The 13,195-nt window shown below is 66.1% G+C and carries 16 protein-coding genes; 13 read left to right on the top strand and 3 right to left on the bottom strand.

The window, feature by feature from the left end:
• Nucleotides 1-8: 8 nt before the first annotated feature.
• The gene (locus tag NV401_RS05710; RefSeq protein ID WP_261293425.1) at nt 9-830 is read left to right on the top strand and encodes an SDR family NAD(P)-dependent oxidoreductase; all 822 of its coding nucleotides are present in this window, start codon (nt 9-11) and stop codon (nt 828-830) included.
• On the top strand, nt 827-2,287 hold the full coding sequence (locus NV401_RS05705; RefSeq protein WP_315369056.1) for an MFS transporter: 1,461 nt from the start codon (nt 827-829) through the stop codon (nt 2,285-2,287). Before NV401_RS05710 ends, NV401_RS05705 begins: the two co-directional genes overlap by 4 nt.
• 4 nt (nt 2,288-2,291) lie before the next feature.
• Here NV401_RS05705 and NV401_RS05700 read toward each other — a convergent pair whose 3' ends face one another.
• The gene (locus NV401_RS05700) at nt 2,292-2,750 is read right to left on the bottom strand and encodes a hypothetical protein (protein WP_261293424.1); all 459 of its coding nucleotides are present in this window, start codon (nt 2,748-2,750) and stop codon (nt 2,292-2,294) included.
• Between the two features lie 188 nt (nt 2,751-2,938).
• On the opposite strand from NV401_RS05700, the gene NV401_RS05695 reads away from it, so the two are divergent.
• Genes NV401_RS05695 through NV401_RS05680 form a run of 4 tightly spaced genes read left to right on the top strand, consistent with a single transcriptional unit; the run spans nt 2,939 to nt 6,595 of the window.
• The gene (locus tag NV401_RS05695) at nt 2,939-4,021 is read left to right on the top strand and encodes a YjgN family protein (protein WP_261293423.1); all 1,083 of its coding nucleotides are present in this window, start codon (nt 2,939-2,941) and stop codon (nt 4,019-4,021) included.
• Nucleotides 4,022-4,025: 4 nt separating this feature from the next.
• Entirely contained in the window at nt 4,026-5,075 is a 1,050-nt protein-coding gene (locus NV401_RS05690; protein ID WP_261293422.1) for a M48 family metallopeptidase, read from the top strand.
• A gap of 39 nt (nt 5,076-5,114) precedes the next feature.
• Nucleotides 5,115-5,855, top strand: a complete 741-nt coding sequence (locus NV401_RS05685; RefSeq protein WP_261293421.1) for an alpha/beta hydrolase — start codon at nt 5,115-5,117, stop codon at nt 5,853-5,855.
• Nucleotides 5,852-6,595, top strand: coding sequence for a tetratricopeptide repeat protein (locus tag NV401_RS05680; protein ID WP_261293420.1), 744 nt, complete (start codon nt 5,852-5,854; stop codon nt 6,593-6,595). Before NV401_RS05685 ends, NV401_RS05680 begins: the two co-directional genes overlap by 4 nt.
• Nucleotides 6,596-6,627: 32 nt before the next feature.
• On the opposite strand, the gene NV401_RS05675 is transcribed toward NV401_RS05680, so the two are convergent.
• Nucleotides 6,628-7,230: a hypothetical protein gene (locus tag NV401_RS05675; protein WP_261293419.1), complete on the bottom strand. Its 603-nt coding sequence runs from the start codon at nt 7,228-7,230 to the stop codon at nt 6,628-6,630.
• 154 nt (nt 7,231-7,384) lie between these two features.
• On the opposite strand from NV401_RS05675, the gene NV401_RS05670 reads away from it, so the two are divergent.
• The 7 genes from NV401_RS05670 to NV401_RS05640 all read left to right on the top strand — a co-directional run bounded on the left by NV401_RS05670 (nt 7,385) and on the right by NV401_RS05640 (nt 11,494).
• Nucleotides 7,385-7,819: a VOC family protein gene (locus tag NV401_RS05670; protein ID WP_261293584.1), complete on the top strand. Its 435-nt coding sequence runs from the start codon at nt 7,385-7,387 to the stop codon at nt 7,817-7,819.
• Nucleotides 7,813-8,868, top strand: a complete 1,056-nt coding sequence (locus NV401_RS05665) for an NAD(P)H-dependent flavin oxidoreductase (protein WP_261293418.1) — start codon at nt 7,813-7,815, stop codon at nt 8,866-8,868. Before NV401_RS05670 ends, NV401_RS05665 begins: the two co-directional genes overlap by 7 nt.
• Entirely contained in the window at nt 8,865-9,599 is a 735-nt protein-coding gene (gene gloB, locus NV401_RS05660; RefSeq protein ID WP_261293417.1) for a hydroxyacylglutathione hydrolase, read from the top strand. Before NV401_RS05665 ends, gloB begins: the two co-directional genes overlap by 4 nt.
• A gap of 40 nt (nt 9,600-9,639) precedes the next feature.
• Nucleotides 9,640-10,062, top strand: coding sequence for a DUF6491 family protein (locus NV401_RS05655; RefSeq protein WP_261293416.1), 423 nt, complete (start codon nt 9,640-9,642; stop codon nt 10,060-10,062).
• A gap of 36 nt (nt 10,063-10,098) precedes the next feature.
• Nucleotides 10,099-10,707, top strand: a complete 609-nt coding sequence (locus tag NV401_RS05650; protein WP_261293415.1) for a hypothetical protein — start codon at nt 10,099-10,101, stop codon at nt 10,705-10,707.
• 105 nt (nt 10,708-10,812) lie between these two features.
• Nucleotides 10,813-11,094 (top strand): type II toxin-antitoxin system Phd/YefM family antitoxin, encoded by a 282-nt coding sequence (locus NV401_RS05645; protein WP_261293414.1) that lies wholly within the window; start codon nt 10,813-10,815, stop codon nt 11,092-11,094.
• A complete protein-coding gene (locus NV401_RS05640; RefSeq protein WP_261293413.1) occupies nt 11,003-11,494 on the top strand; it encodes a type II toxin-antitoxin system PemK/MazF family toxin in 492 nt (163 codons plus the stop codon). Before NV401_RS05645 ends, NV401_RS05640 begins: the two co-directional genes overlap by 92 nt.
• 15 nt (nt 11,495-11,509) lie before the next feature.
• Here NV401_RS05640 and NV401_RS05635 read toward each other — a convergent pair whose 3' ends face one another.
• Nucleotides 11,510-13,171, bottom strand: coding sequence for an anti-phage dCTP deaminase (locus NV401_RS05635; RefSeq protein WP_261293412.1), 1,662 nt, complete (start codon nt 13,169-13,171; stop codon nt 11,510-11,512).
• Nucleotides 13,172-13,195 lie beyond the last annotated feature (24 nt).

Raw genomic sequence — 13,195 nt, 5'->3', positions numbered from 1 at the left:
GAAACAGGATGCGCTTCCAGGGCAAACGCGCCGTCGTCACCGGCGGCGCTTCCGGAATCGGCAAGGCCACCGCGCTGCGCCTCGTCGGCGAAGGCGCCGAGGTGTGGATCGGCGATATCGACGAAGCCGGCGGGCGCGACCTTGCCGAGACCTCCAACGGCCGCATTCACTTCGTCCGCACCGATGTCACGCAAGCGGCCGATATCGAAGCGCTGATGACCACCGCCGATGCGCATGTCGTGTTCAACAATGCCGGCGGTGGCGGCTCGCGCAGCCCGATCCAGGAGATCAGCCCGGACGACTGGGACCGGACGCAGAGCCTGTTGCTGCGCTCGGTCGCGCTCGGCATCCGCTATGCTGCGCCGCTGATGATCGCGCGCGGAGAAGGCGGTGCGATCGTCAACACCGCCTCGATCGCCGCGTTGCAGACCGGCGCCGCGCCGACCGCTTACTCCGCCGCCAAGGCCGGCGTGCTGCACCTGACGACGATGGCCGCGGCGGACCTGGCGCGCTACGATATCCGCGTCAACGCGGTGTGCCCGGGCTTCATCACCACGAACATCTTCACTGCCACACTCGGGATCGACGGCGAGAAGCGCGACATGGCAAACGGCGCGATCCGCAAGATGGCGGCGCAGGCCCAGCCGCTGCAGCGCGCCGGCCGCGCGGAGGACATCGCTGCGGCGGTCGCCTATCTCGCCAGCGACGATGCGAGCTTCGTCACCGGCACGCACATCACGGTGGACGGCGGCATGACGATCGGCCCGCGGCACAGCTGGGATCCGACCGTGCCCTCGCTATTCGGCGCGCTGGAGGCCTTCACGGCGTGACCGCCGCCCCCGCCGGCGCCGCGCCCGCGCAACGCCGGCTCGCGCCGCGCACGATGCTCAGTTACGGGTTCGGCGCGGTCGCCTACGGGGTGAAGGACAACGGCTTCGGCACGTTCCTGCTGCTGTTCTACAACCAGGTGCTGGGGCTTCCCGCCGCCACGGTCGGCCTGGTCATCATGATCGCCTTGGTGGCCGATGCGGTCGTCGATATCTCGATCGGCTTCCTGTCCGATCGCACGCGCAGCCGCTGGGGCCGGCGCCATCCCTGGATGTACGGCTCGGCCGTGCCGATCGCGGTCGGCTGGCTGCTGATCTGGAACCCGCCCGCGCTATCGGAACCGCTGACGCTATTATGGCTGTTCGTCACCGCGGTGATCGTGCGCAGTGCGGTATCCGCCTATGAAGTGCCGAGCCAGGCGCTGACTGCCGAACTCACTTCCGATTATGACGAGCGCACGCGGATCACCGCCTATCGCTATCTGTTCGGCTGGGCCGGCGGGCTCGCCATGCTGCTCGCGGCCTATACGATCTTCCTGCCGACCGATGCGTCGCATCCCAAGGGGCTTCTCGAACGCGCGGGCTATACGCAGATGGCCTGGGTCGCCGCGCTGGTCATGCTGATCGCCATCCTCACCTCGGCGATCGGCACGCATCCCGAGATCAGGCGCCTGCCCAAATCCCCCGCCAACGGCACGCTGGGCGCCAGCCTCGGCGAGCTCGGCGCGACGCTGCGCAACCGCGGCTTCATCATGCTGATGGGGGCGGGGCTGATGGTCTATACCAATCAGGGAATCAGCTTCGCGCTCTCAAACTATCTCTACACCTATGTCTGGCAGTTCCAGAAGCTGGCCTTCGTCCTGCTGATCTTCGCGCTGTTCGCCGGCGCCACGCTCGCCTTCATCATGGCGCCGCGGATCGGCCGCCGGCTCGGCAAGCCGCGCGCCGCGGCGGGCGCGATGGTCGGCGCGGTGCTGCTGCTCACCCTGCCCTATTGGCTGCGGCTGGCCGGCTGGTTTCCGGCCCCGGGCGATGCGCGCATGTTGCCGGTGCTGCTGTCGATCTTCGTGCTCAACAACGCCTGCAGCGTCTCGTCTATGATCCTCGGCGCATCGATGATGGCCGATGTGGTGGAGGATTCCGAAGCCCGCACCGGGCGCCGTTCGGAAGGCGTGTTCTTCGCCGGCGGCTTCTTCATCCAGAAATGCACTAGCGGCTTCGGCATCGCGCTCGCCGGGCTGATCCTGGCGATCGCCAACTTCCCCGCCGCCGCGCGACCCGGCCAGGTGCCGCTCGCCGCGGTCGACCGGCTGACGATCGTGTTCATCCTGGCCTATACCCTGTTCGGCCTGACCGGCGCGTTCCTCTACAGCCGTTTCCCGTTCGGGCGGACCGAACATAATGCGCGGCTGGCGGGGCTGGCGGCGGCCGAGCGCGAGGGCGCGCCGCACGCGCCGTAATCGGCTAGTTCGCGGTCAGACGCACGAACGCGCTCGCCACCCAGCCGCTGCGACACGGCCCGTCATAGTCCCGCGCCGAGGCGACCGGCGCACGCACGCCGCAATCCGTGTCCGGCGCATCCGCAGGCGGCACGACCACGCCCTGCCAGCGCTGGTCGATCGAGCGCGAGCAGGCGAACAGGCGGGCGTCGTTCGGCAATTGCAGCACGACGTCCGCCTCCTGGAACGGCGCCTGGCGCACCGGCAGCGTCGGCTGCTCGGTGCTGCCGACATTTACCACGCGCGCGGTATAGGCACAGGCCTGGAACCCCGGCCCGCCTTCGCCGATGCGCACCGGTCGCACCCCGGGCCGCATCGGCTCGCCGCCCTGTTGCGCGGCAGTGGCGGCCAGATCGTTGCCCATGCCCTGATCGTTGGAACAGGCGGCAAGGAGCAGGCACAGCGCCGGAAGCAGGAGTTTCATGGCCGCGACAGTAAGCCGGGCGCGGGCCGTTGGCGAGGAGATACGACGCGCGCGCCGGCCGCGCCGACGGGAACTGCCGCCGCGTCGCGGCCCCGCCCCCGGGCAACAACCTTCGCGCCCGCGATGAGCGCGCTTGACCCGACCCGCGTCATCGGCTCCACAGCGTAAAACCGGGGGGCCGCAGACACGTGAACAAACAACCAGACAATAGCGGCGCGTTCGCCTTTCATGGCGACTGGCGGCAATTCGCGCCGATCGCGTTCACGAACCTTTTGCTGACCATCGTCACGCTGGGCCTCTATTCCTTCTGGGCACGGACGCGCGTGCGCCGCTATCTGTGGAGCGAGACGCGCTTCATCGACGATCGGCTGGAATGGACCGGCACGGGACTCGAACTGTTCATCGGCTATCTGCTCGCCTTCGTCCTGTTCGTGATCCCGTTCGGCGTGCTCAACCTAGTGCTGCAGGGCGTGCTGCTGCGCGGCCATCCGGGCGCCGCGCTCGCGATCTTCATTACCGTTTATCTGCTGCTGATGTATCTTGTTGGCATCGCGATCTTCCGCGCGCTGCGCTACCGGCTCAGCCGGACCTTCTGGCACGGCATTCGCGGCGGCAGCGACGATCAGGGCCTGGCCTATGGTTGGCAATATCTGTGGCGCACGATCGCCGGCACGCTGGCGCTGGGCCTGCTGATCCCCTGGTCGATGACCAGCCTGTGGAACGAGCGCTGGAACAAGATGAGCTTCGGCCCGCTGCGCTTCGAGGCCGCGGCGACCGCGGGATCGCTGACGCTGCGCTTCCTGCTCTTCTATCTCGTCCCGATCCTGATCCTCGTGCTTGGCGTGGTGATGGGCGTCATGTTCGGCGCGACCGGCTTTCGCGGCGGCGCGGGGCTGCCGCCGCCTGGCGGGATGATCGCCTTCCTGTTCGTCTTCGTCCTGCTCTTCTACGGCGTGCTCGGCGTGATCGCCCTGTTCTTCTATTCGGCCTATTTCCGCGAGGTCATCGGCACGCTCCGCCTGGGCGGGCTCGAATTCGAGTTCACCGCACGGACGATGGACTGGGTGAAGTTTGTGCTCGGCACGGTCGCGCTGGTCGTGTTCACCTTCGGCATCGGCTACATCTTCGTCGCCTATCGCAACTGGGCGTTCTTCATCCGCCATCTCAAGGCCTATGGCAGCGTCGACCTGCTCGACCTGACGCAATCGACCACGCGCGAACCCGGCCAGGGCGAAGGCCTGCTCGACGCGTTCGACATCGGCGCGTTCTGATCCCGTGACGTACCCGGTGTGGCATTATGACGGCGTCACCGCGGTGCGCCAGATGGCCGATCTGGTGATCGAGGGCGATCGCTTCCGCCTGTCGGACGGGGCGGACAGCCATGCCCTGGCCGATCTCGAGCCGCGCGACACCGTGGGCGGCGACGTGGTCTACGGGCTGCGCCGACGCCCCGGCTGGCGCATCGGCTTTGCCGGCGGCGTGCCCGACGAGCTCGCCCGGCTGCTGCCACGGCAATATCGCTACGGCCGCATCATCGACCGCTACGGCCTGTGGCCCTCGCTTGCCGTGTTCGCGCTGCTGGCGGCGGTCGCGGTCGTCGTGTTTCTGCGCACGCCGGCGCTGGTCGCGCGCGCCGTGCCGCCATCGGTCGAGCGGCAATTGGGCGATCTGATGGTCGGCGATCTCGGCGGGCGCACCTGCAACGGCGGCGACGGCCCCGCCGCGCTCGCCGCCTTGGTGCAGCGGATCGACGCCGACGACGCGGCGATCGACGTGCGCGTCGTCAACCTGCCGGTGGTCAACGCGGTGACCCTGCCCGGCGGCCGGATCGTGATCTTCGATGGCCTGCTGCGCGCCGCCAAATCGCCGGACGAACTCGCCGGCGTGCTCGGCCACGAGATCGGCCATGTGAAGAATCGCGACGTGATGGAATCGCTGCTGCGCCAGATGGGCCTCAGCGTCCTGCTCGGCGGGCTCGACGGCAATGTCGGCGGCTATACCCATGCGCTGCTCGCCTCGAGCTATTCGCGCAGCGCCGAATCCCGCGCCGACGACTTCGCCATCGGCATGCTGCGCGCGGCGACCGTTTCGCCGCTGCCGACCGCCGGTTTCTTCCGCCGGCTGGGCGGCAAGGAAGGCAAGGACGGCGTTGCGCAGGCATTGTCGTATCTCGCCAGCCATCCCGTCTCCAGCGGCCGTGCCAAGGCGTTCGCGGAATCGGCCAAGGGCACCTACCGCCCGGCGCTGACGCCGGAGCAATGGCGCGCGCTGCGCGGCATCTGCCCGTCCGACAAGGATGTCGAGAAGCCCGAATTCCGTTTCTAGGGCTGTAAAGTTCGCGCCCCATTGCCTAAGTCCGGCGCCATGACCGACACCGCCGCACCGCCGCCCGCCGCCCGCCCCGGGCTGGCCTATCACCTGACCGAGGGTACCGGCCCGACGATCGTGTTCCTGCCCGGCTATGCCAGCGACATGCAGGGCACCAAGGCACTGGCGCTGGAAGCCTGGGCCAAGGCCGCAGGGCGCGCGTTCCTGCGCTTCGATTATGGCGGCTGCGGCCAGAGCGAGGGTAATTTCGAGGACCAGACGCTGGCCGGCTGGCAATCGGATGTGGTGACGATGCTCGAGCATCTCGCGAACGGCCCGGCCGTGCTGGTCGGCTCGTCGCTGGGCGGCTGGCTGATGCTGCTCGTGGCGCGCGATCGCCCCGAGCTGGTCGCCGGGCTGGTCGGCGTGGCGCCGGCGCCCGATTTTACCGATTGGGGCTTCACCACCGACGAGAAGCTGGCGATCCTCTCCGCCGGCCGGCTCGAACGCGTGTCGCCTTATGGTCCTGCGCCGACCGTCTATACCAACGCCTTCTGGGCGTCGGGCGAAGCCAATCGGCTGATGTTCGGGCAGATCGCGGTCGATGGCCCGGTGCGGCTGGTACAGGGCCAGCTCGACAAGGACGTACCCTATCCGCGCACCACGCGGCTCGCCGAACTATTGCGTTCAGCCGACGTGCAGACGGTATTGATCAAGGACGGCGACCACCGCCTGTCGCGCGATGCCGATATCGCGGTGATCATCCGGGCGGTCGAGGATGTGATACACCGCTTATGATCCTGCCCCTGCTGTTGCTCGCCGCCCAGGCCGGCCCACCCGCCCCCTCGCTGCAGGAGCGGTTCGACGCCTGCGTCGATCTCGCCACCAAGGATCCGCGCGCGGCGGCCGCCGAGGCGGGCCGCTGGCGGCTGAACGGCGGTGGTGCGCTGGCGCGGCAATGCCTCGGCATGGCCTATGCAAATGACGGCAAATGGGCGGCGGCCGCCGGCGAATTCGAAGCCGCGGCGCGCGCGGCGGAACTGGCCAAGAACAAGCGCGCCGCTTTGTACTGGGCGCAGAGCGGCAATGCCTGGCTTGCCGCCAAGGACGCGACCAAGGCGCGGGCCGCGCTGGATGCGGCACTCGCCAGCAATACGCTGGAGGGGCTCGACCGCGGCGAGGCCCTGCTCGATCGCGCCCGCGCGCAGGTCGCCGCAGGCGATCTTGCCGGCGCGCGCAGCGATATCGATCCGGCGTTGCTCGACGCCGCCGCCGATCCGCTCGCCTGGCTGCTATCGGCGACGCTGGCGCGCCGGATGGACGATCTGCCGCGCGCGCGAAAGGACATTGCCGAGGCATTGCAACGCTCGCCCGACGATGCCTCGGTGCAGCTCGAGGCCGGCAATATCGCCGCCGTCGCCGGCGACGAGGCCGGTGCCAAGGCAGCGTGGCAACAGGCCGCGACCCGCGCGCCGGCGAGCGAGGCGGGCAAGCGCGCACAGGCCGCGCTGGCGCAGTTCGACACCGCCAAGCCGTAACGCGGCGCCGATGATCGGCACGGATGGGCTGGTTATTTGCGCACGAAGTACAGCGTGAAGGTCGAGCTGGCCGAACCGCCGCCAAACACCGCCGCTTCGTTCGACAGACCCTGCTTGCTCAGCGGATCCCGTAGCTGCGGGCCCTGCAGCGCTTGCATCGCGACGTTGACATTGGCCATGCTGGCGTCGCGCACCGTCTCGCCATAAAGTTCGCACAGGCTGGAGCGGCAGACGATCCGCGACGCGCCGGTGGCGACATAGGGGATCGGGACCAGCGCGGCCTTGATCGCCTGCTCCATGCGCGGCGCCCATTCGCTGTCGCGCGGCTCGGCGCGGATGCGCTCGTAGAAATCGCGCGGGGTCAGCCCCCTGGGCGGGAGCGACGCACCGATCGCCGGATCGTCTGGAAACGGCGCCACGGCCGTCACGGCCGGCGGCGCGGAGGAGGCGATCCGATCCTGAACCGGGCGCGCCACCGGCGGCATGGCCGGCGTCGTCGGTGCGGCAACCACATCGACCGCATTGCCGGGCGCGGCAGCCGGCGGGGGGGCAGGTTGCGACAGGAAGATGCCGGCCAGGACCGCGATCGAGGCGAACGCCACCGCTACCGCCACTATCGATCGGATGCGCATCATTGGTCCCCCTGCCCGGAACGATCGGCCACCCGCCCAGCGTTTCACGAATAGGACGCGCGCGCCATCATAATCGCCGCGGACTGGCGGCCGGGCGTGCCGGCCCCTATCTTGCGGCTATCATCTGCAGGAGCATCCCTTGATCTATCTCCACACCATGATCCGCGTGACCGATCCCGACGCGACGATCCGCTTCTTCGAGCTGCTCGGCCTCAAGGAAGTGCGCCGCATGGACAGCCAACAGGGCCGCTTCACGCTGATCTTCCTGGCGACGCCCGAGGACATGAAGGGTCCTGGCGAACGCGCGCGCGCCGAAGTCGAGCTGACCTACAACTGGCCGCCCGAGGACGGCAGCAGCGCCGAAACCTATAGCGGCGGGCGCAATTTCGGCCATCTCGCGTACCGCGTCGAGAATATCTACGAGACGTGCCAGCGGCTGATGGATGGCGGCGTGACGATCAACCGCCCGCCGCGCGACGGCCATATGGCGTTCGTCCGCAGCCCCGACAATATCTCGATCGAGCTGCTGCAGGACGGCGTGCTCGAGCCGGCCGAACCGTGGAAGTCGATGCCGAACACCGGCGAATGGTGACGGCGGCGATCGGCGCGTTCCTGGACCTGAGCGGCGCGCGGCTGCCGCTGGTCCAGGCGCCGATGGCAGGCTTTGGCGGCCGCGACCTGGCGATCGCCGCGATCGGCGCCGGCGCGGTCGGGTCGCTCGGCTGCGCGCTGCTCGATGCGGCGACGGTGATCGCCGAGGTAAAGGCGATCCGCGCCGCGGCGACCGGGCCGCTCAACCTCAACTTCTTCTGCCACACGCTGCCGCCGCCGCCCGACGAGACGGCGTGGCAGCAGGCGCTGGCGCCGTTCTACGCCGCGGAGGGCGTATCGCCGCCGACCGCCGCCGCGCCGCTGCGCCGGCCGTTCGATGCGGCGATGGCCGCGGCGGTCGAGACGATACGCCCCGAGATCGTCAGCTTCCATTTCGGCCTGCCCGACGAACCGCTGCTGGCGCGCGTGAAGGCGAGCGGCGCGCGGGTGTTTGGCAACGCCACCAATGTCGACGAGGCGCAGGCGCTGGCCGCGCGCGGCTGCGACGCGATCATCGCGCAGGGGCACGAGGCGGGCGGCCATGCCGGCTATTTCCTCGCCGGGCACCAGCCGATCGGGCTGGCGGCCCTGGTGCCGGCGATCGTCGATGCGGTCGACGTGCCGGTGATCGCGGCGGGCGGCATCGCCGATCCGCGCACCGTGGCCGCGGCGATCGCGCTCGGCGCCGCTGCGGTGCAAATCGGCACCGCCTATCTGCAATCGCCCGAGGCACTGACCGGCGCGGTCCACCGTGCGCGCCTGGCCGCGGCGATCGCCGACGACAGCGTATTCACCACGCTGTTCTCCGGCCGCCCGGCGCGGGCGCTGCGCAACCGGCTGATCGAGGCACTGGGGCCGAGCAACCCGGCAGCACCCCCCTTCCCCTATGCCAGCGCCGCGCTCGCCCCGTTGCGCGCCGTGGCCGAAGCGGACGGGCGCGGCGACTATTCCCCGCTTTGGGCCGGGCAGAGCGTGGCGCTCGCCCGCGCCGACCCCGCCGCCACGATCACCGCGCGGCTCGGCGCCGCCGCTTTAGGAACCCTGTCATGACCGACCTCGAGATCGTCCGCATCCCCGCGCTCAGCGACAATTACATCTGGCTGGTGCACGATCCCGTCGCCGCCGCGACGGTGGTGATCGACCCGTCCGAGGCGGCGCCGGTGCTGGCCGCGGCGGCGACGCGCGGCTGGACGATCGGGCAGATCTGGAACACGCACTGGCACCCCGATCACACCGCCGGCAATGCCGAGATCAAGGCGGCGCACGGCGCGATCGTCAGCGCCCCCGCCGCCGAAGCCGCGCGCATCCCGACGCTCGACGTCGCGCTGGCCGAGGGCGACACGGTGACGCTCGGCCGGCACGTCGCCACCGTGCTGGAGACGCCGGGCCATACCGCCGGCCATATCACCTTCACGCTGGCCGAGGACGGGCTGCTCTTCCCCGGCGACACGCTGTTCGCGATGGGCTGCGGGCGGCTGTTCGAAGGGACCGCCGCGCAGATGTTCGCCAACATGCAGCGCTTCGCCGCGCTGCCGCCCGAAACGATCGTCTACGGTGCGCACGAATATACCCAGAGCAACGGCCGCTACGCGCTGACCGCCGAGCCGGACAATGACGCGATCCGCGCGCGCATGACCGAGGTGAACGCGGCGCGCGCGGCGGGCCAGCCGACGCTGCCGACGACGATCGCCAAGGAACTGGCGACCAACCCGTTCCTGCGCGCCGCCTCGGCCGAGCAACTGGCCGAGCGGCGCGCGGCAAAGGATGCGTTTCGCGGCTAGCCGCAATCGGCTATGTCGATGAGACAATAGGAGAAAGACGATGCGTGCGCTGATCCTGCTGCCCCTGATCGCCGGCATCGCCGGGTGCAGCTCGCTGCCCGCCGACCCGTCGCGCGCGGATCGCGCGATGGCCGAGGCGCTGGCCGGGCGCAGCGCCGGCGCGCCGCAGCGCTGCATCGACCGATCGACCGTCAGCGGGCCGCAGATCGTCGACGATCATACGCTGATCTATACCCAGTCCGGGCGCCGCGTGTGGGTCAACACGCTGGCCAGCGCCTGCCCGTCACTGCGCACCGACTCGGTGCTGGTGGTCCGCGCGTTCGGCACGCAGATGTGTGAAAACGACCAGTTCCAGGCGCGCCAGCCGGGCGAACTGATCGGCGGCGCGATCTGCCGCCTGTCGACCTTCACGCCATATGACAAGCCGCGCCGGGAGAAGGAGCGCGCGACGCCGGCCGGATAGCCGCGCGGCCCGGGGGGGCGGCGCCACAGGGGGGAAATGATGAGTCCATTCGAACTGGTCTTCGCGGTTTACGGCCTGCTGCTCGGCCTCGCCTTTGCCGAGGTGCTGGGCGGCTTTTCGCGCACGGTGAAACTGAAACGCGGCAGCAAGCCGGTGCGGGTCGGCTGGATGACGCCGCTGCTCGGGCTGCTGGTGATGCTCGATCTGACCAGCTTCTGGCTGCTCGCCTGGGACGCGCGCGAGCAGATCAGCGCCAATTACATCACGCTGATCGGCGTGCTGGCGATGGTCGGCGTCTATTATCTCGCCGCGACGCTGATCTTCCCCGACGCGCCGGAGGAATGGCCCGATTTCGACGACTGGTACGACAAGCAGAACCGGCTGGTGATCGGCGGACTACTCGCGGCCAATGTGGCGAGCTGGATCGGCGGGATCGTGCTGGATGAGGTACATCCGCTGCCGGAAGTGCCGGCGACGGCGGGCGCGGACACGATGACGCTGATCTACCTGATCAGTGGCCTGACGATCATCGGCCTGTTCATCGCGCTGCTGCGGGTGGACGGGCGCAAGTGGAACGTGGCGCTGCTGGCGATGACGTGCGCGCTGCTGCTGGTGAGCGGGGTGGTGGAGCCTTGGGTGGTGTGAGAAAGCCCACTGACAGCTAGACAATCCGCGAAAGCCGTATTATGGCCAATTTACAGCTTTGCTGTCGTAACGTCAACCGACGAACCGTAACTCGGGATAACCGCCATGACCGAAACTCTTCTGGAGGTTTCGGCGAAAGAGGCCGCTAGCCGTTTTGGCTATTACACCGACGAGGCCATGCTTCGCCCGGTGGGTATCCAGCGGCACGGGCAGACGCGGATCGTGATGATCTCGCTGAACGAGTATGAGCGCCTTCTTCGCCGCGACCGTCAGGTAATCCGTACGGAGGACCTTGATGACGACACCCTCGACGCCATCCTCACCGCCGAACCCGGCGAGCGCTCGCGCGAGGCCGGGCGGCGGCTGGCCGATCCCGCAGCCGGGTGACGTCCTGTCCTTCGCCTATCTGTGGGCGCGCGAGGCGGCGGCGGGGCAGGAAGAAGGACTGAAGGACCGCCCGGCGGTAGTCGTGCTGGCGACGCAGGAGACGGGCGACCGGGTGCGCGTGCTGGTCGCACCCTTGACGCACAGCGCGCCCGAGCGCGCGGCGATGGCGGTGGAGATGCCGGCGACCGTCAAGCGCGACCTCGGGCTGGATCGCGACCGGAGCTGGATCGTGACCAGCGAGGTCAACAGCTTCCGCTGGCCGGGGCCGGATGTGCGCGTGCTGGACGATGGCACGCCGTTTTACGGAGCGATCCCGGATTGGCTGTTGTTGCGGGTGCGGGAGAGCGTTGGGGGCTGGTCCAGGCGCGGCGCGCTGCGGACTGCGCGCCGCACCGAGTAATCAGCGGTCATTACATCACGTTTCCGCCGGCAGAGAAATATCCTCTATCGCATCGTCATCAGCCTCATCACGTCTAATAACAAGCTTTTCGTAATCCAAGTAGGCGGGGGAAGACACTTCAACCATCGGCGCAGGTCCTCCATGCTGCCATCTCACAGCAACCCCGTCTCGTTTGCGCTTTGATTTTTGGAAAACGCTCTCATAGCGAGCCGGGGTAATTCCTAAAAATGGAACGAAGTTTACTTTGTCTCTGGATGAACCTTCGATTTCTATTTCGTTATTATGGAGTTCTTTTGCTTTACTTTTCGGATACGGCTCTAGAAAAACCACTTCCTTAATACCTGCCGCTAGAATATGCTTTGTGCAATTATGACAAGGAAATGTAGTCGTAAACAACTTTGAGGAGCGGAGCGCCACTCCAGTCCTCGCAGCGTCGCAGATAGAGTTCATTTCGGCATGAACAACTCGACCGTACTCGGTCAAATCCATCACTTTTGAGTTTTTGAGTGCGCCCCTAATACTCTCAAACTCTGGGATTCCAGCCTCTCGCCCTATCAAAAATCTAACAATTTGCATCGGCGACCCAGCTTTAGAGATTTTCTCGGACAAAAGACCGTGCTTTTTCATTATTTCAACTAAATCTGTTAGAACGTCCACCTTAAGTATATCGTTCGAGTCCTGCCCAATTTTTATATCTCGGAAATCGGGGCTTTCGCCATCCCAGTACGTACCGCCAAACGCTTTTGGAACTTCGTTGCACCCTTGAGCAATCAATTCTCCGGCATCTGTTAAAACGGCAGCCCCTACCTGCCTGGACAAATCGCTAGATCGCAACGAAGCCATGTAAGCAGCATTCATTCCGAACTCAGATTTTGTAGGAGCTATTTCGTTCAAGCCAAATACTGCGTTTATAAATCGTTCGGTATTGTTTTGCATTTTAGCTTTATTAACACCGTCGATCACAACATCAGCAAGATGAAATGCTTCTCTTGTATGCTGCCCAAATGAGTCTTGATCCTCGCTCATGTCCTGCTCAATAAGCTGACCGGCAAGATATGCCTCTCGGGCGTCGGTGAGCGTAGCAGAATCAGTCTGTTTTATCTTTGCTCTGAGAATCTTAGCGCGACTCTTCTCGCCACCGTACGCTGATATTAAAAAGAACTGCGCACCATACACCTTACGTAGCAATGCTACTTCTTCAGGTCTTTTAATTTGCCTGATTATATATGCAGATCTGTAAGATATCTCGTGACCTTCTCCCGACAACTGGATAAACGTCGATGGTAAATTTTCATCAATGTGGCTGACGACGCTCTTTTCTTCATCATCGTCGTTTTCGAGGTATTTTTCGGAGGTCTCAATCAACCGCGAACGCTCTCGAATGATCGCCGAAATGGCGAGACGCATCAAATAAGCGGGATCAGAATTATCGCGACATATGGCGCTTGCGTGAGCCATCTTGTAACGCATCATATTATAAAATGTAGGGTTTACCGGCTTCCCTACCTCTGATTCAATCGACGTAATTTCATCGGTTATTCGTATCAGTGCACTTCTGTACGCGACCGTGCTCAAAACGTCCTTAAGGGTTCTTACGATCGCATCGATATCTATACCGATCGGACCAGCAATACCAAATACAAGTTCTGGATACTTTAGCGCATGAATATCTTGCATCGCTCATCCCTAGAAATTTGCGAT

Source organism: Sphingomonas hylomeconis (assembly GCF_025370105.1).
GTDB lineage: Bacteria > Pseudomonadota > Alphaproteobacteria > Sphingomonadales > Sphingomonadaceae > Sphingomonas > Sphingomonas hylomeconis.
Note: the sequence above shows the minus strand (reverse complement) of the source record. Positions and strands in the feature narration are given on the sequence as shown.

Excerpts from the sequence above, each read along its gene's own strand:
- NV401_RS05710 (WP_261293425.1), top strand. The coding sequence starts at position 9 with ATGCGCTTCCAGGGCAAACGCGCCGTCGTCACCGGCGGCGCTTCCGGA.
- NV401_RS05700 (WP_261293424.1), bottom strand. The coding sequence starts at position 2,750 with ATGAAACTCCTGCTTCCGGCGCTGTGCCTGCTCCTTGCCGCCTGTTCC.
- NV401_RS05685 (WP_261293421.1), top strand. The coding sequence starts at position 5,115 with ATGACCGACACCGCCGCACCGCCGCCCGCCGCCCGCCCCGGGCTGGCC.
- NV401_RS05680 (WP_261293420.1), top strand. The coding sequence starts at position 5,852 with ATGATCCTGCCCCTGCTGTTGCTCGCCGCCCAGGCCGGCCCACCCGCC.
- NV401_RS05675 (WP_261293419.1), bottom strand. The coding sequence starts at position 7,230 with ATGATGCGCATCCGATCGATAGTGGCGGTAGCGGTGGCGTTCGCCTCG.
- NV401_RS05670 (WP_261293584.1), top strand. The coding sequence starts at position 7,385 with ATGATCCGCGTGACCGATCCCGACGCGACGATCCGCTTCTTCGAGCTG.
- NV401_RS05665 (WP_261293418.1), top strand. The coding sequence starts at position 7,813 with ATGGTGACGGCGGCGATCGGCGCGTTCCTGGACCTGAGCGGCGCGCGG.
- gloB (WP_261293417.1), top strand. The coding sequence starts at position 8,865 with ATGACCGACCTCGAGATCGTCCGCATCCCCGCGCTCAGCGACAATTAC.
- NV401_RS05655 (WP_261293416.1), top strand. The coding sequence starts at position 9,640 with ATGCGTGCGCTGATCCTGCTGCCCCTGATCGCCGGCATCGCCGGGTGC.
- NV401_RS05650 (WP_261293415.1), top strand. The coding sequence starts at position 10,099 with ATGATGAGTCCATTCGAACTGGTCTTCGCGGTTTACGGCCTGCTGCTC.
- NV401_RS05645 (WP_261293414.1), top strand. The coding sequence starts at position 10,813 with ATGACCGAAACTCTTCTGGAGGTTTCGGCGAAAGAGGCCGCTAGCCGT.
- NV401_RS05640 (WP_261293413.1), top strand. The coding sequence starts at position 11,003 with ATGACGACACCCTCGACGCCATCCTCACCGCCGAACCCGGCGAGCGCT.
- NV401_RS05635 (WP_261293412.1), bottom strand. The coding sequence starts at position 13,171 with ATGCAAGATATTCATGCGCTAAAGTATCCAGAACTTGTATTTGGTATT.